The sequence below is a fragment of the Enterococcus mundtii genome, from assembly GCF_002813755.1.
GTDB lineage: Bacteria > Bacillota > Bacilli > Lactobacillales > Enterococcaceae > Enterococcus_B > Enterococcus_B mundtii.
Genome location: NZ_CP018062.1, coordinates 64685 through 88226 on the forward strand (window position 1 = coordinate 64685; position 23542 = coordinate 88226).

At 33.4% G+C, this 23542-nt stretch carries 18 protein-coding genes and 4 pseudogenes; 19 read left to right on the forward strand and 3 right to left on the reverse strand.

What is annotated here, in order from left to right; all coding sequences use genetic code 11:
• The first annotated feature begins 10 nt into the window (after positions 1 to 10).
• From argF to EM4838_RS17010, 10 genes and pseudogenes are all read left to right on the forward strand, one after another.
• The gene (gene argF / locus EM4838_RS15990) at positions 11 to 949 is read left to right on the forward strand and encodes an ornithine carbamoyltransferase (RefSeq protein ID WP_071868018.1); all 939 of its coding nucleotides are present in this window, start codon (positions 11 to 13) and stop codon (positions 947 to 949) included.
• An 855-nt stretch (positions 950 to 1804) separates the two neighbouring features.
• Entirely contained in the window at positions 1805 to 3310 is a 1506-nt protein-coding gene (locus EM4838_RS15995; protein ID WP_071868019.1) for a YfcC family protein, read from the forward strand.
• A 31-nt stretch (positions 3311 to 3341) separates the two neighbouring features.
• On the forward strand, positions 3342 to 4196 hold the full coding sequence (locus EM4838_RS16000) for a dimethylarginine dimethylaminohydrolase family protein (RefSeq protein ID WP_071868020.1): 855 nt from the start codon (positions 3342 to 3344) through the stop codon (positions 4194 to 4196).
• 273 nt (positions 4197 to 4469) lie between these two features.
• Positions 4470 to 4623, forward strand: a pseudogene (locus EM4838_RS16005) (transposase); the annotation flags it as partial.
• A 159-nt stretch (positions 4624 to 4782) separates the two neighbouring features.
• Complete coding sequence (locus EM4838_RS16010) at positions 4783 to 5496, forward strand: DeoR/GlpR family DNA-binding transcription regulator (RefSeq protein WP_071868021.1); 714 nt, start codon at positions 4783 to 4785, stop codon at positions 5494 to 5496.
• Positions 5497 to 5759: 263 nt separating this feature from the next.
• Positions 5760 to 5981 (forward strand): hypothetical protein, encoded by a 222-nt coding sequence (locus EM4838_RS16015; protein ID WP_071868022.1) that lies wholly within the window; start codon positions 5760 to 5762, stop codon positions 5979 to 5981.
• 458 nt (positions 5982 to 6439) lie between these two features.
• Positions 6440 to 6643 carry a DNA helicase UvrA gene (locus tag EM4838_RS16020; RefSeq protein ID WP_071868023.1) on the forward strand — a complete coding sequence of 68 codons (204 nt, stop codon included), beginning with the start codon at positions 6440 to 6442 and terminating at the stop codon, positions 6641 to 6643.
• A 266-nt stretch (positions 6644 to 6909) separates the two neighbouring features.
• Positions 6910 to 7020: pseudogene (locus EM4838_RS17190) on the forward strand (IS200/IS605 family transposase); the annotation flags it as partial.
• 45 nt (positions 7021 to 7065) lie between these two features.
• Positions 7066 to 7212: pseudogene (locus tag EM4838_RS17195) on the forward strand (transposase); the annotation flags it as partial.
• A 10-nt stretch (positions 7213 to 7222) separates the two neighbouring features.
• Positions 7223 to 8263, forward strand: a pseudogene (locus tag EM4838_RS17010) (RNA-guided endonuclease TnpB family protein); the annotation flags it as partial.
• Between the two features lie 313 nt (positions 8264 to 8576).
• On the opposite strand, the gene EM4838_RS16035 reads toward EM4838_RS17010, so the two are convergent.
• A complete protein-coding gene (locus tag EM4838_RS16035; protein ID WP_071868024.1) occupies positions 8577 to 11234 on the reverse strand; it encodes a cation-translocating P-type ATPase in 2658 nt (885 codons plus the stop codon).
• 985 nt (positions 11235 to 12219) lie between these two features.
• Here EM4838_RS16035 and EM4838_RS16040 point away from each other — a divergent pair.
• The 9 genes from EM4838_RS16040 to EM4838_RS16080 all read left to right on the forward strand — a co-directional run bounded on the left by EM4838_RS16040 (position 12220) and on the right by EM4838_RS16080 (position 21162).
• Positions 12220 to 12744, forward strand: a complete 525-nt coding sequence (locus EM4838_RS16040) for a WxL domain-containing protein (RefSeq protein WP_071868025.1) — start codon at positions 12220 to 12222, stop codon at positions 12742 to 12744.
• Between the two features lie 58 nt (positions 12745 to 12802).
• A complete protein-coding gene (locus EM4838_RS16045; RefSeq protein ID WP_157811381.1) occupies positions 12803 to 13213 on the forward strand; it encodes a DUF916 domain-containing protein in 411 nt (136 codons plus the stop codon).
• A gap of 30 nt (positions 13214 to 13243) precedes the next feature.
• Positions 13244 to 13807, forward strand: a complete 564-nt coding sequence (locus tag EM4838_RS16050; RefSeq protein ID WP_254905482.1) for a DUF3324 domain-containing protein — start codon at positions 13244 to 13246, stop codon at positions 13805 to 13807.
• Between the two features lie 293 nt (positions 13808 to 14100).
• On the forward strand, positions 14101 to 14670 hold the full coding sequence (locus EM4838_RS16055; protein ID WP_086335701.1) for a recombinase family protein: 570 nt from the start codon (positions 14101 to 14103) through the stop codon (positions 14668 to 14670).
• A 300-nt stretch (positions 14671 to 14970) separates the two neighbouring features.
• Positions 14971 to 15339, forward strand: a complete 369-nt coding sequence (locus EM4838_RS16060) for an LPXTG cell wall anchor domain-containing protein (RefSeq protein ID WP_071867338.1) — start codon at positions 14971 to 14973, stop codon at positions 15337 to 15339.
• 4 nt (positions 15340 to 15343) lie between these two features.
• Positions 15344 to 16135, forward strand: coding sequence for a WxL domain-containing protein (locus EM4838_RS16065; protein ID WP_071867339.1), 792 nt, complete (start codon positions 15344 to 15346; stop codon positions 16133 to 16135).
• 111 nt (positions 16136 to 16246) lie between these two features.
• Positions 16247 to 17314 carry a WxLIP family cell surface protein gene (locus tag EM4838_RS16070; protein ID WP_071867340.1) on the forward strand — a complete coding sequence of 356 codons (1068 nt, stop codon included), beginning with the start codon at positions 16247 to 16249 and terminating at the stop codon, positions 17312 to 17314.
• Positions 17304 to 20306, forward strand: a complete 3003-nt coding sequence (locus EM4838_RS16075) for a WxL domain-containing protein (RefSeq protein ID WP_071867341.1) — start codon at positions 17304 to 17306, stop codon at positions 20304 to 20306. The genes EM4838_RS16070 and EM4838_RS16075 overlap by 11 nt, the downstream gene beginning before the upstream one ends.
• Positions 20307 to 20691: 385 nt before the next feature.
• Positions 20692 to 21162: a TspO/MBR family protein gene (locus tag EM4838_RS16080; RefSeq protein ID WP_071867342.1), complete on the forward strand. Its 471-nt coding sequence runs from the start codon at positions 20692 to 20694 to the stop codon at positions 21160 to 21162.
• A gap of 160 nt (positions 21163 to 21322) precedes the next feature.
• Here EM4838_RS16080 and EM4838_RS16085 read toward each other — a convergent pair whose 3' ends face one another.
• Together EM4838_RS16085 and EM4838_RS16090 are read right to left on the reverse strand one after the other, a co-directional pair.
• Positions 21323 to 22051: a LytR/AlgR family response regulator transcription factor gene (locus tag EM4838_RS16085; protein ID WP_071867343.1), complete on the reverse strand. Its 729-nt coding sequence runs from the start codon at positions 22049 to 22051 to the stop codon at positions 21323 to 21325.
• A 13-nt stretch (positions 22052 to 22064) separates the two neighbouring features.
• Complete coding sequence (locus tag EM4838_RS16090) at positions 22065 to 23345, reverse strand: GHKL domain-containing protein (RefSeq protein ID WP_071867344.1); 1281 nt, start codon at positions 23343 to 23345, stop codon at positions 22065 to 22067.
• Between the last annotated feature and the right edge of the window lie 197 nt (positions 23346 to 23542).

The window sequence follows — 23542 nt, forward strand, 5'->3', positions numbered from 1 at the left end:
AGCTGTTAATATGAGAAATAGATTCAAAGGAAAAGACTATCTTGGATTCAAAGATATGACGCGTGAAGAAATTGAATTTATTACAGATTTATCTTTGGATTTTAAAAGAAAGTGGACAGCAAAAGAACCTCATGAATATTTAAAAGGACAGGTTTGGGCAGGACTATTTGAAAAAAACAGTACGCGAACAAGAAATGCTTTAGAACGTGCGGCAGCCGATTTAGGAATTAAAATTGTTTATTTGCGCCCCGATGAGATGCAAATGACTCGGGGAGAACCTTTAAAAGATACTTGTCGTGTCTTAGATAGATACTTTGATGGATTATTTATTCGCACTTTTGGTCATGAAATCGTAGAAGAATGTGCTAACTGGATGAAAAATCCTGTTATTAATGGCTTAACCTCATTAGAACATCCGACTCAAGGGATTGCAGATTTGATGACAATTAAAGAAAAAAAAGGAAAATTTGAAGGATTAAAAATCTGTTACTCAGGAAATCTCTATAATGTATGCTATACAACTATGATTATGTGTGCCACATTAGGAATGGATTTGTATATAGCTTGTCCCCAAGGATTAGAACCAGATAATCAAATATGGCAAGAAACCAAAGAACGTGCTAAACTATCAGGAGCTAAAATTGTATTTACACAAGATTTTGATGAAGCACTTAAAGAGGCAGACGTTGTATATGGAATGTCTCAATATAGTATGGGACAAACAGAGAAAGAAATTGCACGTTTAAAACAAGCATATCTCCCATATCAAATTACAATGGAGGCAATGAATAAGGCGAAATCAGATGCTATTTTTATGCATTGTTTACCCGCCCATCGTGGAGAAGAAGTTACTGATGAAGTAATGGAATGTAGTCAATCGGTTATATTCGATGAGAGTGAAAATAGAATGCATTCAATTAAAGCAATTCTGGCTGCTGTGGCTAATTAAATAGAATAAAGAAAGTTTAAAATACTGAAAAAGAGAAATAAGGTAATTAAGTGAATAGAGGGCAAAGATAGTAATTGATTTACTATAAAATATTTTAGGAGATAATGCTGAAGAATAAGAAAATAATTACATCATTAACAAATTTAGTTGCAGAATGGTGTCATCTAATTGTTACTCATGGAAGTGACCGGAAAGATAGGATGATTAATTTAGTATTTATGAAGTAACATCACTCGCTAAATATTCATATCCAAAGTCCTTTCTGTAATGCAATGCTATAAATGAAATATTCAGAAAATGATGCTAATAATTATTACTCAAATAGTTATCATTTCAGATTCTGCTAATACATTTGATCAAATTAAATATATCGGTGATTTAATTAAAAAAATACCTTTTTTGGTCAATACTATTATATATTTAAAGAAGATACTAATAAGGGATATTGTTGAATAAGGTATTTTAAATAATTTTAAATATGTAAACGTTTTCTTGCTTGGTGTTTCTATATCAAAAATTTTAATTAATATCAAGATATTTCAGATGTGATAAATAAAAATCTTGCTAACGCATGATTACTAGAGACATATATTTTACTTATTCTAACAGCTGTCCCTAACATATATATATAAATTACCAAATAATCAAGATACATTACAGAATGTAAACGTTAAGCTATTAATGTCATTTTATAAAAAACACTTTAGTCAGCATTCGCTGCTGTCTAAAGTAGAAACGATAATTGATTTTGTTCAATTCCAAGAAAATTTATTAGGCTTTATTACATCGATTGATTTTCTTTCTAAATGTCTGGTAGGCAAAGAGGAGACTATAGTTGTAAAGGAGTAGTAATTGATGGAAAAGGATAAGAAAAATATTAAATCTCCAAACACGTATGTCATTATTTTCTTTATATTAATAATTATAGCAATATTGACATGGTTTATACCTGGAGGAAGCTATGAAGTAAATGAAGCTGGACAAAATATTGCGGGAACTTATTCAAGAATTCCAGCTAATCGTCAAGGTCTATGGGATGTTGTCATGGCACCTATTATTGGAATGGTCGGAAATGAAGAAATTACTGGCGCAATTACTATTTCATTAAACGTAATGCTATTTGGGGCATTTCTAGAAATGATGGATACAATTGGTGCTATAAATATTGCACTAAAAGGTATTGCAACAAAATACAAAGATAAAACTGCTATATTAATTACAATTTTAACCTTTATTATGGGGATATTTGGTACAGTTCAAGGGGCATATGAAGAAGGATTCGTTTATTTATTGATGTTTTTACCAATTATTTTATCTTTGGGATTAGATACAATTACAGCTTTAATGATTATTATTTTTGGCACACAGGCTGGATGTGCAGCATCTATTATTAACCCATTTTCAACGGGAATTGCTTCAGGAATTGCGGGAATTAGCCCAGGAGAAGGAATAATTTTTAGAACATTTTCTTTTTTTATATTAATGTCGTTATGTTCATTTTTAATTTGTCAGTATGCAAAAAAAGTTCAAAAATATCCAGAAAAATCAGTACAATACTATCGTTATAAACAAGATTTAGAAGAATTTACGAATACAGAAGGAAAAATACAAGTTCTAAACAAAAGACAAAAGAAAGTATTTTATATATTTTTAGTAACTTTCTTAATTATGATAGTATCTTTAATTCCATGGACAGAATTAAATAAAAATTTTACTTTTTTTGAAAATGCTACAAAGTGGATGAATAACAATATAGTTGTAGGTACAATATTTGGAAATAATTTAGTGCCTTTTGGAGAGTGGTATTTTAATGAAATTAATGGTTTGTTGATAATCATGACCTTCCTATCTGGATTTGTTATGAGGTACGATGCAGATAAAATTATCAAAATTCTAATTAAAGGATCTGCAGCTTTAGTATCAACAGCTTTTATTGTTCCGTTAGCTCGGGGAATTGAAGTTCTTATGACAGATAGTAATATCATGGCTACTGTTTTAAATGCTTGCGAAAAAACTTTAGGTAGTTTACCTACAACTGCTTTTGTAATTATTTGTTTCGGTGTTTATATTATATTAGCTATGTTTATTCCTAGTTCGACAGGATTAGCAGCAGCAACAATGTCTATTATGGCACCGTTAGCAATTTTTTCGGGGGTAAATGAATCTACTATGATTGTTATTTATAATTTTGCATTAGGCTTAGTAAAAATGATTGCACCAACTTCAATTATTGTAATGACTTGTACACAAGCTGTTCATGTAGATTATGGTACATGGATTAAGGTAAGTGCAAAATATATTTTAATACTTTTTATAGCTTGCGTCGGACTTTTGTTATTAGATATCACAATATTTTCATAAAGAATAATAATTTTAAAGGAGTGATTTAAAATTGAGCAAAGATATTTATGTAAGAAATGCAACCAATGTATTAAAAGAAGTAATTGTATGTTCTCCTAAGTTCTATGTATTCAATCCAATTAATGAGATTACTAAATCATGGATGGAAAAAGGAGAAGTTGAGCAAAATGAACTTATGGTTGCTGAATGGCAAACGTTGTTAGATGCGTATAGAGATAATGGTGTAGTTGTGCATGAAGTACAAGCTCATAAAGAGCTTGAGGTACAGACATTTGCTCGAGATTTTGGTGCTATGGTAAAAGAAGGAGCGATTATTGGAAATTTCCGTCATCCAGAACGTCAAAAAGAAACGAATATATATGAAGCAAAATTAAAAGAATTAGGTGTTCCAATTATAGCTCGTGTCAATGCTGGTTGTTTTGAAGGTGGAGATTTTTGGATGATTGATAATCATACTCTTGTATTTGGCTTAGTTGATCGAACAGATCAAGCCGGAGTAGATAACTTACGAGAACAACTAGAACGATTTGGTTATACTGTGGTAGGTGTGCCAATCCCACCAGAAAACTTACATTTAGATATGGTCTTTAACATTATAGCAGAAAAAATATGCATTGCTGCTACAGAACAATTACCTTATAACTTTATTCAAATGTTAAAACGACGTAATTATAAGATTATCGATATACCAAGTGAATTAGTATTTAAGCATGGTTGTAACGTTCAGGCTATAGGCAATGGTAAAGTGCTGGGAATCGAAAATAATAAATCTATTAATAAAGCCATGGAAGCTGAAGGAATAGAAGTTATTAAACTGCCACTAGAACAGATTTTAAAAGCTGGTGGAGGTCCACATTGTATGACTTTTCCAGTAAAACGTGCTTAATTTTTAATAGACAAGAAAAAATTTGACACGTATATAAAGAATATATAGGAGATACTGGAGTTATTTAATCTATTTAATCTATTTAATCTATTTATTAATAGATAAGCACTTATCAGTTTAACTGCAGAGTTGGTAATTAAAAGTATTTATAATTTTAGTCACTAAAATAACCCCTAAGATAGATTTTGTGGTCTAACTTAAGGGGCACACTTCAAATGTACCGATCCCCAGAAGTTAGAGCAAAAAATCTAACTTTTGGAGGTCGGTATTTTTATGGCAAAATATAGCTTTGAATTCAAGCTAAAAATCGTTCAAGAGTATCTTGAGAAGAAAGGAAGCGCATCTTATTTATCAAAGAAATATGGGCTGAAATCAAATTCATCAGGTCCTAAAATGGATCAATGCTTATCGAGAATTTGGTAATGAAAAAAGTGAATTGTGACAGCAATTTGTTACACTAACTATCATTGAGAGATTATTTTTAATAACGGTGATCGTTGGTCATATTGAAGAATAGTTGTATATTAATAGATTATTGTTTTTCTTTATTTATTGTCGTCGCATTTTTTTCAAAAGGAGTTTTGGCATGGGAACAGCAAAAGATGATCGGAAAAAGAAAATCATGATATATCTGAACAAAAACAAATTTGCTTCTTTAGGGGAATTGGTTGAATTTGTGCATTATAGTAGTACTACTGTTAAAAGAGATTTAATTGAACTAGAAAACGAGGAACAAATCAGACGTACCAGAGGGGGAGCAATATTAATTGATGCTGAAAAAGTTGACGCTGCCTATCTTACAAAAGTGGAAAATTATGTAAACGATGAAGAAAAGCGATCGATTGCTGAAAAAACCATAACATATATAGAAGATTATATGACTATTTTCATTGATAGTTCTAGTACAGCACTCCACCTAATTCCTTATCTAAACAGATTTCATGGTCTACGGGTAGTAACAAATAGCGTTTTAACAGCAACACTTCTCTCCGAACACACAAATGTTGAAGTGACCGTTATTGGGGGAACGGTCACTAAAAAAAAATTTACAGTAAATTCAGTTACAGCAATAAACCAGTTAAACATCTATCAATTTGATCTTGCATTATTGTCTTGTAGGGGATTTGATGAAGACAAAGGAGCAAGCGAAATTTCTGAAGGAGAAGCAATTTTAAAACAATGCTTAAAGGAGTGTACAGATAAAATAATATTAATGGTATTACAATCAAAAAAAAATAAAGTTTATTTTTATAAGAGTTTGTTGCCAGATAATATATATAGAGTTATTGATAATTTGTGAGTTGATTAGAATAAACTACGTTCATTGCGACAGTATAAAATGGATGTAGTTTATTTTATTTTTCATTGTGCATCCATATACGGATTTAAATATCATTGAAAACTTTTAAATTCACATGATAAAGTGATATTATTAAACTGTTATTGTTATATGTATGATATTTACGGCTGAATTATCGAAAATCTCATACGAAATAGAGAGAATTAGAGATAGCAAATTAAATTCAATATCAAAGGAAAAATAGTAGGAAAGGGTGATTTTCAATGGAAGAATCAGTTTTTTTTAACAGAGGCAATGCTGTAGCACATAATGTGGATTTAAAAGTTATTTATGAAGAAGTTCAGCTAGCTAAGGATAAAAATGGTGAAAAGAAACAATATGTAATCGTCAAGAAAACAGAAGGTTTTGAATATATTTTATATGACAAGAATAGTTTTGAAACAATAGAGAATAAATCAGATTATGAAATAATAGAGTATGTCTAATTATCTGAGATTTTAGTCGATTTATTTATTGATTCTAAGAATCCAATTGTTATTAGATCTACTAACTCGAATTGCTGTGGGGTATATTGATGCCTGAAATTCAAAATCTGTACGATATTGCATTCAAAAAGAACTTTTGGTTATATATAGGATAATACAGATAATTCAGTTGGTTTAAGTATGACCGAATTAAAATTATTTGAGGATTTCTAATTCCAGCTTATTTTTTCACTAAATTTAATGGAAGTGTCCCTTATATGACAGCAAGATCCTATTATCTTTATCTTGCTAAAAAATCCTTGAGTATTAGCTCGCTATAGGAACGAATTTTTTTATTCAAAAAAATGTAGTTTATAGGAGCATTTTTAAGGTAAGGTTCACCCATTGAGACGTATCATTGGTTGAATGCAGTATTCTACCTGCTACGGATAGAAATTTTTTAGGAAGGGAGAAAGCATGTGCAAGAAAAACAAGTAGGCTATACTTTCTGGGGTCGTCCATTATATGGCTTAGAACGAAGAACGGCTGTATCAATTGATTGTGCTTGTGGTGAATTGATTCAACTCAATATTCAAACGAAACAATATCATTGTAAAAATTGTGGTAATTGTTACCAATTTATTGATCAAGACTTCCAACTATTAAACGAAAAAAATAAATAGGTTTATTATAGTCAGACAGTTGTCTGGCTATTTTTTTGTTTAGAGAAGATCCTCGCTGCGAATGCAAACGTACGTTTACGATATGTGAAGTGGGGGAGAAAAACATGCTTGATTACTCAAAAGAGCTAGTCAATGGTTCTACCAAAAAGCTCTTCATATCGTTAAAATATGATTGTTCAGGTCATATTGATAACGAAAGGAAGGGATAAGAAATGGCTAATAAAGCCAATAGTTTAGCCTATACAAAATAGCTATGTAAATACCACATTGTATACACACTAAAGTATAGAAGAAAAATCATAGATAATTAATATCGAGCAAGTATTCAAGAGATTATTAAATGGTTACGTAAATATAAGAGGGAGGAAATATTAGAATGACATGTGGTGCCAGATGACGTTCATCTGTTATGGAGGATTCCACTGATAAAACGTGACTTTCCACGAGTTAAACAGTTTCTTTGGAAAGAAATCTTTTGGTCTAAAAGTGTTTGCCTTTTGATAACTGTTGTCGCACCTATCAATGTCATCAAGAAGTATATTCAAAGTCAGGGAAATAATCTCAAATAGAGAGTAGGTGAATCTTATGGACCGACTAAAAGCTTATGAAGAAACTAAGAATGATTCCTCTAAAAAAAATGAGTATTCCAACGCCTGTAAAATACAAGCAAGATTTTCCGTTCTTGAAAGAAGTGGATAGTCTCGCTTTAGCGAATGCACAACTCAATCTAGATAAGGTGTACAAGAATTTCTTTCGTGATAAATCCGTCGGATTTTCCCATTTCAAAAGCAAGAAAAATCCGGTTCAAAGTTACACAACCAACAATCATAATGGGACAATCGCTTTGGTTGAGAATCAATTCGTCAAACTTCCTAAGTTGAAATCGTTAGTTAAAATTACGCTTCATAGATAACCTAAAGGTTTGATCAAATCTGCTATAATATCACGTTATTCTAGTGGTAAATACTATATTTCTCTGTTGTGTAAAGAAGAAATTAGTGAACTGCCTAAAGCTAATTTTGATATTGATTTAGGTATTACAGATTTCGCAATTCTTTCTGACAGTCAAAAAATTGATAATAATAAATTTACTTCTAAGATGGAGAAAAAACTAAAACGTGAACAACGTAAGTTGTCAAGGTGTGCGTTGTTAGCTAAAAAGAAAGGCATAGAACTTTGTGAAGCTAAGAATTATCAAAAGCAAAAACGAAAAATAGCATGCTTGCATGAAAAAGTAATGAACCAACATACTGATTTTCTGAATAAGTTGAGTACAGAAATGATCAAAAATCACGATATCATTTGTATTGAAGACTTAAATACAAAAGGTATGTTGCGTAATCATAAACTAGCGAAAAGTATTTCGGATGTTTCTTGGTCTAGTTTTGTGACTAAATTACACTACAAAGCTGAATGGTACGGTCGGAAAATCATCAAAGTGGATAAGTGGTTTCCATCTAGTCAAATCTGTTCGTAATGCGGACATAAAGACGGCAAGAAATCTCTCGAAATGCGAGAATGGACTGCCCTATTTGTCATACTCATCATGAACGAGATATCAACGCTAGTATCAATATTCTGACCGAAGGTCTAAGGCTACATTCTGTGGGAATGGCTTAGATCAAATAAACAAGAACCGTAGGAACTACGGGGGTAGCTTGGTCAATAAGTGACACCGCTGTTAGTAACGAAATAAGCTATCAAGTATGCTCTTTTCCCAAGAACCTCCCACTTCAAGCGTTAAGAACCGTCATGTTTAGCTAAGTGGTGAGTAGTTCACTAAAAAAACATATGTAATTAGGAATAAAAAAAACTGGAACAGAACTTATTTTGCTCTGTCCTAGTTAAAATTTTTATTCCTAGAAAAATTTGTATAAATCTCATATTATTTCCCATAAATAATTGAAATAACAAAGTTTATGAAATAGAGATCTTACTTTAATTGGAACATTTTTTTTAATCCCTTAACAACAAATGTCACAATGATTGCAGTTGTTAAGATGATTAACCATGTTGAAGCTTGAATAGGAGTAGTACCTAGTAAATCGTTCATAAAAGGTACGTACACGGCAATTAATTGAAGACCAATAGATATAAGTATTGCAAAAATCAATATTTTATTTTTAAAAAATGATTTATCCAACCCAAAACCACTATTTTTACGAACATTAAATATATGCATTAGTTGTGCAACGGCCATAAAAGTAAATGTTGCTGTTTGTGCATACTCAAGAGTGTGATTAGTGTGTAATAGAATATTAAAAAATCCAAATGCAACTATTCCGATAACGATCCCACTTAATATAATACGTCCTAGGAATTTTTTATTCACCAAACTATCAAATCTGCTTCTTGGTTGTCGTTTCATTATGTCGTCTTCAGCTGGTTCAAAAGCTAAAGCCATTGCTGGACCAATATCAATGACTAGATTTAGAAATAAAACATGAAGGGGAAGAATTGGCATTGGTAATAAAAAAATAACACTTAAAAATATTGTTATAATTTCTACCATGTTACACGAGAAAAGGAATGAAACATATTTTTTTATATTATCAAAAATAATACGCCCCTCTTTGATAGCATCGATAATTGTACCGAATCGATCATCTGTCAAAATCATATCTGAAGCTTCCTTAGCAACTTCAGTTCCACGAACTCCCATAGCAATTCCAATATCAGCACCATTTAAAGCTGGTGCATCATTAACTCCGTCGCCAGTCATAGAAACAATATTTCCTGCTTCTTTTAGAGCCTTTACTAATTGTAGTTTGTTTTCTGGAGATACACGAGCAAAAACTGCAGTATCTGCTATGTGCTCTTTGAGTTTCCCGTCTTTGTAAAATCGGTCGATTTCTATACCTGTCATAGTATTAGCATAACCGTTTAATCCTATTTCACGCGCTATCATCGATGCAGTTTGAGGATGATCGCCCGTAATCATTTTGACTTGAATACCTGCTTCTTGAGCTATCTTGATTGATTCTTTAACATCTTTCCGTGGTGGATCAACAATTCCAAAAAAGCCTTGTATCTTAAGGCCATTAAAAGAGTGTATCAACTCATCTTCTGTTAATCCACCTGTATAGTCTTTAATCTGTGCCACAGCCATTACTCTCTGCCCACTTGACGCCAATTCGTGATTGATATGAAAGAATTTTTCTTTTTCTTGTTTCTCAGGGTGAGCAAGCTCGATTAAGACATCTGGTGCTCCCTTTATGATAAGAGTCCTCTTTGCATCTTTTTCGTAAACACTAATCATAAATTTGTTGTCTGAATTGAAAGGTAATTCTCCAATTTTCACAGTGCCTTTTTCTAGTAAATTTTGTCGACTAATTCCTTCTTTTTGACCCAAAACCACAAATGCACCATCAGTTGGATCTCCTAGAATTTCGAAATGTCCATTATCTTCTTTTAAAGTCGATGTAGTACATAATGCTCCATTTAGAATAATTTCAGCTAAATCGGGATGATCATTCACACTAATAATTTTGCCATTTTCCATAAAACTGCCACTGGGTTCATAACCATTACCAGTAACTTTATACTTTTCACCGCTGCTTAAAGTAATTGCAGTCACAGTCATTTGGTTTTCAGTTAATGTACCTGTTTTATCACTAGCGATAATACTAGTAGCACCTAATGTCTCTACAGCAGAAAGGCTTTTAACCAATGCCTTATGCTCAGCCATGATTTTCATCCCACGTGACAAAGTGATTGTTGAAACTGCCGGCATAGCTTCAGGAATAGCTGCTACAGCTAAAATGATTGCAATATGTGCCATTTCAATAAATTGTTGATCTGTTAGTATTCCTGCAATCAAAACAGCAAAAGCCGCAACTAATGCTGCAATAATAATTGCCTTACCTAATTTATCTAACTCAACATCTAATGGTGTTTTACTGTTTTTATCACCAGTCAACATATTACTAATCTTACCAACTTCTGTCTGCATACCTGTTTCAGTAACGATAGCATATCCATTCCCACGGGTAACTGCTGTTCCAGCAAAAATGACATTACATCGATCACCGAGTGGAGTTTCTTCCGTATATATATCTTCTGCATTTTTGTCAGTTGACTCTGCTTCTCCTGTAAGCGCAGATTCTATACAAGCAAGATTCTTACTTTCAATCAAACGGGCATCTGCAACTACTGCATCCCCCTCTTCTAAAAATAAAATATCTCCTGGAACAACCGTAGAAGATTCTACTTCCATAAGGTGTCCATTACGAATAACCTTAGCAGTTGTAAAAATCATTTTTTGCAAAGAATCAATTGATTTTTGAGCGCGTAATTCAGTAATGAAACCAGTAGCTACAGCAATTAATACAGCAATTAATACAGCAATTCCTTCTGTAATTTCTCCCATTGTAAAAGAGAGTACTGCCGCAGCAAATAATAAATAAACAATCAAATTATTCAAATTATGCCACAATAACTTCCATGCCGATGGTGATTTTTGTTGCCGTATTGAATTTTCTCCATATTTCTCTAAATTCTCTTTTACTTTTTCGTCGGTAAGTCCTTGTTTTTGATTTGTTTTAAAGAACTTTGATGTTTCCTTTATTGTTCGTTGATAAAATTTTTCCATATCATTCCTCCTATAATTCCCAGGTAGCTATACTCATAGCTTAGAAACCATATAATCATTTTCAGTTATTTTAATCTGGTTGTTACATTGTATTCTTCGAGTAAGCAGTGAGGTTAAGAAACTTCAATTTTTTTCAATAATTAATTATCCGAATAGAATCCTTCCTGAAATTTCTGTAAACGCAAAGCACATTTATTTACTAACTTAAGGTTACTCTAACACAAAACTATGATGATTCTTAGAAGATAGAGAAATTTATCTGATATTTTGCTTAGCATTTACTTTCGGCATATTCAGAGAAGAAACATTGATGTAGTGATACTAAGGTCCTTGTTTCATATAAAATATAAAGGTTTCTATATTTAAACTTTGAAATGACAATAATGATTTTTATTAAATGTACTATTCAGGTAAAGTAGTAGATGTATAATACACAATGATCAGTGCTCCAATTATTCGATTCCATTTATCAAAATCCATGAATTATGAGCCACTCCATAAAGAGGAGGAGGGGAATGAAAAGAAAAATTTGGATTGTCACTGTCTGTTTATGGGGGGCCTGATCCTAGGAATGCGGCTATGCGTCATCGGTTCAATCTACAGAGACGGAGGGAACGATTCGGTTTACGGTACTCCATGAACCAGAAGAAATACCGAGTCCACCACCATCCAATCCATCTGATAGCCGAGAAATGCCTCAAACCAATACGGCATGCCAATGACACTGGCTTCGGATAGGAGCGCTATTCGTTACCCTAGCAGCCATCGTCGGTGTCAGAAGAAACACCCAGAATACAAAAAATAGAAAACAAAAGAAGAAATTATACATGAAATTTCTTCTTTTAAAAACTGTTACTGCATTATCTACTACCATTTTAGCTGGAGGCGTTCAAGCTTTTGCTGATGGGGGAATCGGAATAAACAAGCGAAGTCCATCAGATGACAACCGAGGATCAAATCACATTCACCCCAGGAGAAGATAAGAATGAAAAAGATTAGTTTAGTAGTAGGTTTAGCAACAATAGGTGTATTGGGATTAGGACAATCAGTGCATGCGGAAGAAACCACAGCTTCTGTATTAGTTAAATCTGGAGGGATTAAAATCTCTGACACTAAAAATATTAATTTCAATGATGTAACCGTAAAAAAAGGTGGAACAACAGCGACAGAAAAAGATAAATCAAGTATTACCATTGAAGACTTACGTGGTTCAAGTAGTAAAGGGTGGACATTAACAGCTAAATTAAAGGATGAAAACTTTAAAGGAATGGGATTAAATGTTACAACAAAGATTGAATCAAATGCCACAGTAGCTAAACCTGGATCAGCTGCTTATTTAAATTCTCAGCCACAGATGATTGCAACAGTTGCAGATGCTGACATTAAGAAAACAGACTTTGATACAAATGTTAGTCTGAATGCTAAGTTAACAGTTCCAGAAAAACAATTAGCTACTACTTATACAACGACTATCGTATGGAATTTGGCTGAAGGGTCAGGAACCAAATAAAGTATAAATCATAAAGGGCCTCCATAACAGGAGGCTTTTTATTACAGAGGAGAAAATGATGAGAATATTAATAAAGAAATTTGCATTAGTCCTTATGTTTGTTTTCTCAACTTTCAGTTTTGAACAACTAGCATTAGCTGATAGCAATGATTTCTCTGTTGTACCTGTATTAACAGAAAATCAGAATCCTGATGTTCTAAGCTATTTTGAATTAACTGTCACACCAAATCAAAAACAAACGCTCAAAATAAGAATTAAGAATAACTCTAATGAAAGTGTGAAATACAACCTATATGTAAATACAGCAACTACCAATCAAAAAGGAATTATCGATTACTCTATCACTGATTTTGAAAAAGATGAGTCATTGAAACTATCTTTAAAAGATTGTTTAACATTAAAGGAACAATATGTTGACGTTCCTGCAAATAGTGAAAAAGAAGTTTCTCTTAAACTATCTATTCCATAAATCCCATTTGAAGGCATAGCTCTAGGCGGGATTACTGTAGAACCCACTACAGAAGAGGGATCTGAAGGGGTAAACAATGTATTTACACGAACATTAGCAATTCAGCTTGCGGAAACAGCTAAAGACATTGTTCCAAAATTAGAAGGAGGAGAAGTAATAATCTCTCAAGAAAACTTGAGAAATAATGTTAATTTTGAATTAAGAAACATTACACCAACCATCATCTCAAACGTAAAATCAGAAATATCTATAAAAAACGAGGAGAAGAAAACTCCTATTCTTGAACAAACAAAAGATCAATTGAGTTTTGCTCCCAATTCTAAATTTAATCTTATGACAGAGTGGAATAAGCAATTTAATCCTGGAAAATATACTTATAATATTAATCTAACTGATGGAAAAGGAAATAAATGGTCATTTGCGAAAAACTTTAAAATTAAAGCAGAAGTAGCCGAGAAATTGAATAAGTCCTCTGTTTATAAAAAAGAAAAATTCATTGAAAAGTATTTTATGTATATCGTTACTATACTGACTATTCTATTTATTGTGCTTCTATGGTTGATTGTAAGTAGATTTTTTAAAAAAAGTAAATAGATTTATTCGACTCTTGAGAGTATTGTATTTTATGTAATGGTTATGGTGAAAGACTTCGATTGATTATTTTTTGTTCTGAATTGTTTTTGTTAAACTAAGTTCTGAATCAAGCAAAAATACTACGGAAATTTAGAAAGTTACGGTATCCATAAGCGACTCGTTAGATGTTTTTTTATTACAGTAGTAATTTTTACAGTTAAGTCATTGTATAATTGTCTCTACTCATATCTATTCTATAAATATATTATTGATAATTATGAGTTTTTTATTAGATAACTTATTGGAGGAATTATATGACTAGAAAAATTTACGGCTATGCTCGGGTTTCAACTAAACAACAAGATCTTTCGCGGCAATTAGATTTATTAGAAACTTATCACTGTGAAAAAATCTATACTGAAAAAATTAGTGGTGTCCGTGCAAGTCGTCCTGAACTAAATAAACTAAAAAAACGTGTAAAGTCCGGTGATCAAATAGTCATTGAGAGCTTCTCACGGTTTGGACGTAGCACAAAAGATTTAATTAACCTTGTTTATTTTTTTGAGAAAAAAGAAGTTAAAATAATCAGTATAAAAGAAAATTTTGATACTCAAACTCCCCAGGGGAAATTAATGATCACTGTTTTCCAAGCTTTTAGTCAATTTGAACGAGATATTATTGTTGAAAGGACCCTTGAAGGATTAAACTCTGCACGAGCAAGAGGTAAGGTTGGTGGACGGCCAAAAGTAAATCAAGAGGTTCTTCAAGAATCACTCTCATTACATCTTATAAAAGGATTATCTGTCTCAGAAGTTTGTAAAAAAACTGGGATTAAACAATCAACTTTTTATCGCTATTTAAAACAAGAGAGGAATCTTTCTTAATAGAGTTAATGCTCATGGCAAGTATCTATTTAGTGACCAAATAAATATATCACTTTATTTTTAAAAATATTTCTGGTATAGTATAATATAAGTGAAATCAATATATAATAGCTATTGGATTGATTTTATTTCTCAAAAATCTTCGTTTTTAGTAATTTTAATTTGTTATTTATATATAAATAACAAAACCTAATTTAATCACTTTTTCAAGACATCTGATGCGATCGGATGTCTTTTTTTGTCGTCTCCTTAAAAACGAAGATTTTTGAGATATCTAACAAAAGTTATAGGGGGAGGGATATGAAACACAAAAAACGATACATTCTAAGTATAGGGATCTTACTCATTCAAGTGTATGCACCACTAGGTGTTTATGGGACAGAAGTACGTTCGGTGGAAACTGAAGGAACAATTGGTTTCACTGGGGTATATGAAACACCTGGACTGCCAGAGCCCGCACCCGAAGTTGAGGTAAAAACAATTTTTCCCAAAGAAATCGCTCAATCACCATTAGAAGTGAGAAAGAGTAGGCACAAAAGATTACCGCAAACGAATGAGAATCATATGAATATTTTGAAAATGTTGGGGCTTCTGATCACCGTAGTCACACTTAGCTTTTGGTTTTGGAAAAAACAAAAAGAAAAAATAAACAAAGAAAGTAGGATTTAAATATATGAAATTCGTTAGATTAGCAACCATTGCAGCATTATCAACTACTATTTTCGCCGGAGGAGCGGCTTCTGTGTTTGCCGACGAGACTCGTCAAGTGACGACCAACGGAAATATCGAATTTACACCTAGTACAGACGAACCAGAAATCGTTGTTCCACCAGTAGAAGAACCGGATGTAGAGATTGAACCAGAAGTTCCTGGAACCACGGGTCCTTTGTCAATTGTAAAGGCTGCGACAATGAATTTTGGTTCACAAGTGATTTCAAATCAAGATCAAACGTACAATATTATTGCAGAAAGACAACAGAAGACCGGAACGACTGGTGATGAGAATAAAGTTCCTTATGTCAGTTTTGCACAAGTTTCTGATACTAGAGGAAGCAATGCAGGTTGGGATTTGAAAGTCAGTCTAAGTGACTTTCAAGCGGAAAATACGCAAAATGCTATCTTGCGAGGAGCCAAAGTTACTTTAAAGGATCCACAAATTCAATACACGGGGAATAATCAAGAGTTAGCTCCAGCTGCACATGCAAATAATTTGGAATTGGTGCCTAATAGTGGTGCTGTTTCAGTTATGACCGCTGAATCAAACAAAGGAGCGGGACGCTCATCTGTTGTTTGGGGAAATCAAGCAGACTTAGATGCCCAAGTTGAGGCAAATGCAAGTGCGCCTGTGACAAACAATGCCATTCAATTATCTGTACCTGGCGCGTCAGCCAAAGACGCGACCACTTATACCTCAACATTGACATGGGAATTAACGACTACACCAGGTAGCGATGTAGGGGCCTAATAGATTTATGTATCTAATGAAGGATTAGGGCGTAAGTCGCACATGACTAAAGTAGCGTTACATAATGTGTAGCGCTGCTTTTTTGAATGAAACATCGAAGGAGTGTGTTTGATGATAAAAAGTACGACATATCAAATAAAGAGGAGGTTTCAATGGGGGGGGCTATTACTTATTATGTTATCGTTTTTGTACTCTCCAATTCTTGTTTCTGCAGAAGAAAATTTAAGTTTTTATGTCACACCAGAGTTTCCAGACAGTCAAGTAGAAGGAAGTGGCCGTTACTTCGACCTTAACAGTGAACCTGGAAGTACAGAGGAATTGACACTGAAAATTCAAAATGCCAATGATCAAGCAAAGACGATTGAAATCACGGCTCATACGGCATTTACTAATGTCCAAGGAGTGGTGGAATATGGTAAAGATGCCGAAAAGGCAGACCCAACATTACCCTATTCTTTAGCAGACTTAATTGAACCCCCGACGCCTATTGAATTGGCCGGAAACGAAACGAAGACTGTCAAAGTCACGCTAAATATGCCTAAAGAAGCATTTTCAGGATTTTTAGCGGGTGGCTTAAGAATCGCAGAGGTGAGCGAAGAGCCACAGGAAACAGAAACAAGTGGAGAAGGTGTGGCGATTAAAAATGAATTTGCCTATGTCGTAGGAGTGGTGGCAAGTAATGACCGCTCTGCCGTAAAGCCTGATTTAGATTTATTGGATGTCTTTGCCGATCAACTCAACTATCGCAATGTGATCAGTGCGAACTTACAGAACTTTACACCTACCTTTGTCAATCACTTAGAAGTAGAAGCAACGGTGCAAAAAGAGGGGGAGAACGATATTCTCTATCGAGCCAAGCAAGAACAGATGCAAATGGCACCTAATTCTAATTTCAACTTTCCAATCTCTTTAGAAGGTGATCGCTTTCGAAGTGGCGAGTATCTGTTGAAAATGATGGCACGTTCAGGAGAAGAGGAATGGCAATGGGAACGGAAATTTACTATTGAAGCAGATGAAGCCCGAGCATTGAATCAGCAAGATGTCACGATTGATACGAGTATCAATTGGTGGCTCGTTGCCGCGGTCATCCTGATTCTTTTCTTGTTGTTGATTATTGTTTGGTTACTTATTAAGAAGCAAAGAGCTAAAAATAAGGAGGACCAGCGAGATGAAAATTAAAAAGGTCTTGGTCATGGCAAGTGTTAGTCTTCTTTGTTTTCCTTCGCTCTTTTTCCCAGTGATTTCAACGAGTATTCCTGTGTCTGCCATTGAGAATTCTGTGGAACTATCGAGAGAATCAGAATTGATAAATCCACTGACCAGTACAACAGAAACAAAGGCGCCTATTTTCTCATTCGAAGAAAATCAAGAGCCACCTATAGCAAATAAACAGTTTCAATTAGTCGTACGTTCCAGTCAAAATGTTTCCGAGTTTGTGTTGAATCTCCCAGAGGGAGTCAGTATCGTAGAAGACAAGCAATCTGCTGATAGTAAGTTCAATAATATAGAAGGAAACCAGTGGCAAGTACGGACGAATTCTCCACAAATGACCTTTTCCATTCCACTAGTTGTAGAAAAAGCAGGAGCATATGAGATAGCTGTCGGAGAATCAAAAATAACGCTTAACATTCAAGCAGAGGAGAGCCAAGAAACAAGTGAACAAGGAGTCACTTCCTCGGAAGAAAAAGAAATAGCGAAGACCGAAGAATCAACAGTCGAAGAAGAAGCGAGTGTATCAAGTGATGAAAAATCATCACCCACAGATACTTCGCAAAATGATCCAGAACAAGTAACAGAAAGCGCTCGGTCAACAAAAGAAGCAAGTGTCCAAGATGTGGCGAATTGGGAAGAGTTCATCCGTGCATTTGTAGATCCGTCAATAACAACGATTAATGTTATTTCTGATTTCCAAACACCAGATAATCCTCGACTCAATCTAACGGATATTACGACAGGTGGAACGAATAACCCTAATGGTGGAACAGCATTTGTTTATCTTAATGTAGCTAATATCTCTAGAAATCTAACGGTCGAAGGAAATGGCCATCAAATTGATTTTCGCGCAATCACTTTATGTTTTAACAATATTACGGCTAATTCTTCAACTCCTTGGAATATCGCGTTAAAAGATTTAGAGATATACCACGGAAACTATTATGGACCGTTGACTTTCAATGATTTGAACGTTACGAATCAAACTGCTAGTCAGATCACTTACCATAATATTACGAACTACGGAAATCAACTGATTCATTCACCTTACAGTAGTATTAAAATCTCAGGTAAATCAAGTAGTAAACAAGTATCAGAGTATACTTCCTCTTTTGGTACGTGGCGCATCAATGCACTAGATCAAACGAATATCTATGCTTCAAATTTAACGATAGTTGAAGATGCTGAGGTTGAATTAGAAACAATTAGCGCAGGTAATTTAGATTTAGGAGGAGTAGTACACCCCAATAACAACTTTAGAATGGAAAAAAATTCATCTTTAAATGCTGTATCAAAAGGAAATGCTGGCGAAGCTGATGGAACAAGTTTACTCGTTCGAAGAGGCAGTGTTGAAATAGATGAGGGTGCAAAGCTGAACTTAGTACCACAAAATCTAAGATCAGCAATTTCTTTACGTACTGCGAACTCATCGCTCAGAATAAAAGAAAAAGGTGTTCTTACCATCGATTCTAAAGGAACAAAGGCGAATGCCAATGGGGCTCTATATAATATTATTTGGATGGCGGCAGGAAGCAATCTACTAGTAGAAAGTGGGAGTATATTGAATATTGTTGCCACTGAAATGGCTGCCTCACCATCAAATATTGTACATGTTAATGGGAATGCGACGGTATCCATCGGCAAAGATGCTACCTTGAATATAAAAAGTGACAGTACTTCAAACGCTCAAAATTTGATGTACTTCGCTTCTGCGGGTTCAACCTTTGAATTTTCTGATGCTCAAGAAGTCAATCTAGAACGAACTGGAACGATCGCCGGAACGTCGACCGCCAACGGATTGATTAATATCGCAGGAAGCACCGGGTTATTAGATATCGATGTCCAATCACTGAAACAATGGGCAAGAGGGAATTTTGAAGCGACACCCGATCATTCATGGACTCCGATCTTTAATTTGAATCTACGCTATACAGGAGTAGTTCCTCGTATTGAGACTGTTTCTTCGATTTCACAAGAAACGGCAGATAGTTTTAAGCAATATTTCACTACGCAAAATGTCCAACGGATTTTATTTGAAAAAATTCCAGATGTCGAAGTCACAATTGATCCGTTAACAGAAGATCCGAATGAATTGAATTCTCATACGATTACTGGAAAGGCGAATCCTAATAGTGTGATCCGCTTCTCAGGCGATCCAGCGATTCCTTCAGGCTCTATTACTTCACCTGATATTTCTGAAAGTGAAAAGTATCATACAACGGCAGATGAGAATGGAGATTATCGCTATGAATTACCGGAAGATCGACGGTTTACTGCTGGGAATACCGTGACAGCCTATGCTTTTTTAAATGGAAAAAATGATACTGCTAGTACAATTGTAGAGGAAAAAATTGTGGTGGCACCAGTGGACCCATTAGATCCTGAAACGGAAATTGCCCCAGAGAATAAGCCTGAAATACCAGAAGATCAAGGACGTTTGAGTCTAGATTTTGTGTCTCAATTTAACTTTGATACGCAAAAAATATCTGTTAGTGATCAAACGTATTATGCACAACCGCAACGATTATTAAATGAAGATGGAACAGTGAATGAAAGCGAGGAAAGACCAAACTTTGTGCAGATCAGTGATCGTCGTGCCGGCAATGAACGCAGTGGTTGGCAGTTATCAGTTACTCAAAATGAACAATTCCGTAATGAAAGCGGACATGAATTAATTGGCTCTGAAATACAGTTATTCAATCAAGAATTAGTGACTGCACAAGGTGGAATGGCGCCTACGTTACAAGAAGAAACTACTCAAAGAATCATACCAAATACAAAAAAAATCTTGTTACAAGCAGATGAAGAATCTGGGACGGGAACATGGATCTATCGTTTAGGGAATCAACAAACGGCAAATAAAAGTGTCGGTCTCTATGTACCGAGAGGAACGAATCCAGAAGCAACTAGTTATTCGACAACGCTGACATGGGAATTAAGTGCAGTTCCTGGTAATTAAAGGAAAGAGAATCGTTCTCTTTCCTTTCTTTGTATAGGAGTAAATTCAGGGAAACTCGTTTTAGTTTTTTTAGAAGGATCAAGTTTGAACTTACATAAATTATTAATATATATAATTTTTACTTAGTAGGATAATTCATATTTAATGAATGAAATTTTGAGTAAGATACGATTATGCTCTAAAAAGAACACTTTATGAAAAAAATAGTTTATCCTTTTATATTCATATTATAATTTTCTTAAAGGAAGGAAATAAAGAAAATAGTGTAAATAGGTTAAAAGAAAAACATATCATTTAAACTGCTGGAATTTCTACTCGATAAAGATAAGATGATGTAAAAAAGTTGATAGAAAGTGATTAAATAATAGAAAGGAATTTCTCAAACATGAATTATTTAAAAGATTATCGTTTATGGTTATGTCTTGTAGGAATCGTTGGGTTAGGATTTTTATCAAGTATTTTTAGTGGCAACCCAGGAGACTATTACTATTCTTTACAATTACCACCATTTGCACCGCCTAGCTGGATATTCGGACCGATGTGGACCCTCCTATATATTATGATGGGGGGCGCGTTGTATTTAATAATAAATCTGCCTTCTACAAAAATGAAAGGCAAATTATTAATCTTATTTACGATTCAGTTTGTTTGTAATTTTTTATGGACGATACTATTCTTTAATTTAAAGAATAGTTTTATTGCAGCTATTGATATCAGTTTACTTTTAATTTTCTTAACGATTTTACTCTATCAATTGTGGGTGAATAGGCGTAACGCCGTGCTATTGATGATTCCCTACTATCTATGGGTAATATTTGCTACTATATTAAATTATTCAATTTATTTTTTGAATTAATTCGCAATAATTCACGTGGAATATACCAACATTAGTCTCTAAATAATAAAATTTTTTGTTGAGTAGAGTATCTTTTGTTGAAATTACTAATACCACACAGACTGAATGATAACTTCAGTTTGTGTGGTATTTTATATAAATAGCCACTTAAATTTAATTTTCAAGTAATTAGTTTTTTCAGACCACGAATGGATACTGGAATAATGTCCCCATTTTCTAAAGTGACTTCCCGTATCTTTTTATTAATCATTTGAATATTCTGGGTATTTACTACAAATGATTTATGGCAACGAATAAAGTGATGGTTTCTATCTTCAATCTCTTTTATGTTGCCATAGAACTGTAATTGACTATAAGGGAGATGTACCTCTAATTTATGAGGTACACCAGGAGAAGTAGAAAAGTATTGGATATCTTTAACAGGTAAAAATTTGATTTCATCGTTGAATTCGATTTTAAACATCTCTTTTTCTAAAGGAGCTATTTGAAGATCTTTAAATAGCTTGCTTAAAATACGTTCGATATTATCTTTTAAATGTAAAATATCTTCCTTGATAATATAATCAGTAGGTTCAATATTATTTTTTAAAATAATCAACGAAAGATCAGTATAGGAAGTGACATAAATTATTTTACCAGATGGATCAAGATCACGAATTTTTTTACCGAGTTCAATCCCATTCAATTCACTGTCTTTTAATTCGATATCTAAAAAATAAATACCGAAAGGAGATGTATTTATTTGAACACTTGTGAGTAAATCTTGGGAATTTGAAGTGACGAAATGGATATAGCAGCCTAAGTTTTCGATCATGATTCGATTCTTTATGACAGTAGTTATCAACTCCAGTTGTTTCGGATCATCTTCACATATATATATTGGAATCATTAAAAAGCTCCTTTTAATGTGTTTGTATATAAATTGTTTGAGAAAAACGCTGATTTTCAATTGAAGTTTCAATCAATAGATAAGGGTTCGTTTTTGCCAACTCATCCAGGATATGCAGACCTAGGCCTTCATTTTTAGGATTGCTCTTCGTAGAAAAACCCTTTTGTTTTAATTGGTTAAGTGGCAGTGTATTGATAGTTGTATTAACTATTCGAATAACTAACGAATTCTTTTTCTTTAAAATTAACAATTCGATTTTTTTCTTTTTTGTCACAGCAGCTCCTTCTGTTGCGTTATCTAAGACAATACCAAGTATACGAACTAAATTGACCGCATGCTTGGAATCAATTTTGACTTCTTCAGGTATGGTTATCTGTAGAGAGATACCTTTCTCTATTGCCATCATTAATTTTAATGACAATACACTTCTTATTTCCGGTACATTTATTTTATCCAATAAACTAAGATTTGCTGGGGAAAGATTCATTATCTCACGTGTAGGCAATATATTTTGATCGTAATATTTTTTTAGCCCTTCCAGATCCCCTTCAATAATATAACTATTCATCGAAAATAATAGATTCTGATAGTCATGTTTGAATTCCCTAAGTTCTTGATAATTTTTCTCAATATCTCTTATATAATCTTGTTGTAGCTGGATACGTTGCTCCAATAGTTGTTCTTCCATTTTTGCATTTGAAATTTTCCAATAATAAATAAAAATAATTAAACCAATACATAAATATAGAATAAAAAAAGTAGTATTTAACGCAAGTACTTCCGGATTTCCTCCCGAAAAACGAGTATATAAGATAATAATATAATAAGTTGAAAGAATAAATACACCGATTGTACCGATTATTTGGTAATCAATTGCATAAGACCAATTATCAAGGGCTTTTCTAAAACTATAAGCAAGGATAAAAGACAAAAGAGCTGAAAGTGCAATATGAAAGTACTGCGAGGCGTCTCCGGGTTCGATCACGGAAGAACCAAGTACTATAAAGTCTCCTATACTTGCTAGATGATCTCCTAGCAGAGAAGATAATAATCCCAAAGTTAAAGCATAAACTAATTGTCGATGTGATGAAGATAAAAAATGGAATATCATAGCTAACATAAAAATTGCTATTAGTGTAGAAAAAATACCAAATATTGGGTACAAGAAACTTAATAGGATAGCATTTAAACAAGTAACAATTAGAAAAAGAGATTTATGTATTATTTGATGATCGATGAGTAATATACAAATTGTATATATGAAATATTGTAGGGCTATAGGCCATAAAAACATAGAATACATCTCCTAATGTGTTTTCTAAAATTATAGCATAAAGCTTATAATATAGTTTTTTAGTAATTAATTTAACCTTTTTAATTGTATAGAAAATTACCGTTTTCTATACAATTGGATGTTTTATAAGTTATATTGAGTTTAATAAGAAGTTTTTCTTTTACTCATGGTATGTTTTATTGTGATGGTTTATCAAT

Excerpts from the sequence above, each read along its gene's own strand:
- argF (WP_071868018.1), top strand. The coding sequence starts at position 11 with ATGAGAAATAGATTCAAAGGAAAAGACTATCTTGGATTCAAAGATATG.
- EM4838_RS15995 (WP_071868019.1), top strand. The coding sequence starts at position 1,805 with ATGGAAAAGGATAAGAAAAATATTAAATCTCCAAACACGTATGTCATT.
- EM4838_RS16010 (WP_071868021.1), top strand. The coding sequence starts at position 4,783 with ATGGGAACAGCAAAAGATGATCGGAAAAAGAAAATCATGATATATCTG.
- EM4838_RS16015 (WP_071868022.1), top strand. The coding sequence starts at position 5,760 with ATGGAAGAATCAGTTTTTTTTAACAGAGGCAATGCTGTAGCACATAAT.
- EM4838_RS16035 (WP_071868024.1), bottom strand. The coding sequence starts at position 11,234 with ATGGAAAAATTTTATCAACGAACAATAAAGGAAACATCAAAGTTCTTT.
- EM4838_RS16040 (WP_071868025.1), top strand. The coding sequence starts at position 12,220 with ATGAAAAAGATTAGTTTAGTAGTAGGTTTAGCAACAATAGGTGTATTG.
- EM4838_RS16045 (WP_157811381.1), top strand. The coding sequence starts at position 12,803 with ATGAGAATATTAATAAAGAAATTTGCATTAGTCCTTATGTTTGTTTTC.
- EM4838_RS16055 (WP_086335701.1), top strand. The coding sequence starts at position 14,101 with ATGACTAGAAAAATTTACGGCTATGCTCGGGTTTCAACTAAACAACAA.
- EM4838_RS16060 (WP_071867338.1), top strand. The coding sequence starts at position 14,971 with ATGAAACACAAAAAACGATACATTCTAAGTATAGGGATCTTACTCATT.
- EM4838_RS16065 (WP_071867339.1), top strand. The coding sequence starts at position 15,344 with ATGAAATTCGTTAGATTAGCAACCATTGCAGCATTATCAACTACTATT.
- EM4838_RS16070 (WP_071867340.1), top strand. The coding sequence starts at position 16,247 with ATGATAAAAAGTACGACATATCAAATAAAGAGGAGGTTTCAATGGGGG.
- EM4838_RS16075 (WP_071867341.1), top strand. The coding sequence starts at position 17,304 with ATGAAAATTAAAAAGGTCTTGGTCATGGCAAGTGTTAGTCTTCTTTGT.
- EM4838_RS16080 (WP_071867342.1), top strand. The coding sequence starts at position 20,692 with ATGAATTATTTAAAAGATTATCGTTTATGGTTATGTCTTGTAGGAATC.
- EM4838_RS16085 (WP_071867343.1), bottom strand. The coding sequence starts at position 22,051 with ATGATTCCAATATATATATGTGAAGATGATCCGAAACAACTGGAGTTG.
- EM4838_RS16090 (WP_071867344.1), bottom strand. The coding sequence starts at position 23,345 with ATGTTTTTATGGCCTATAGCCCTACAATATTTCATATATACAATTTGT.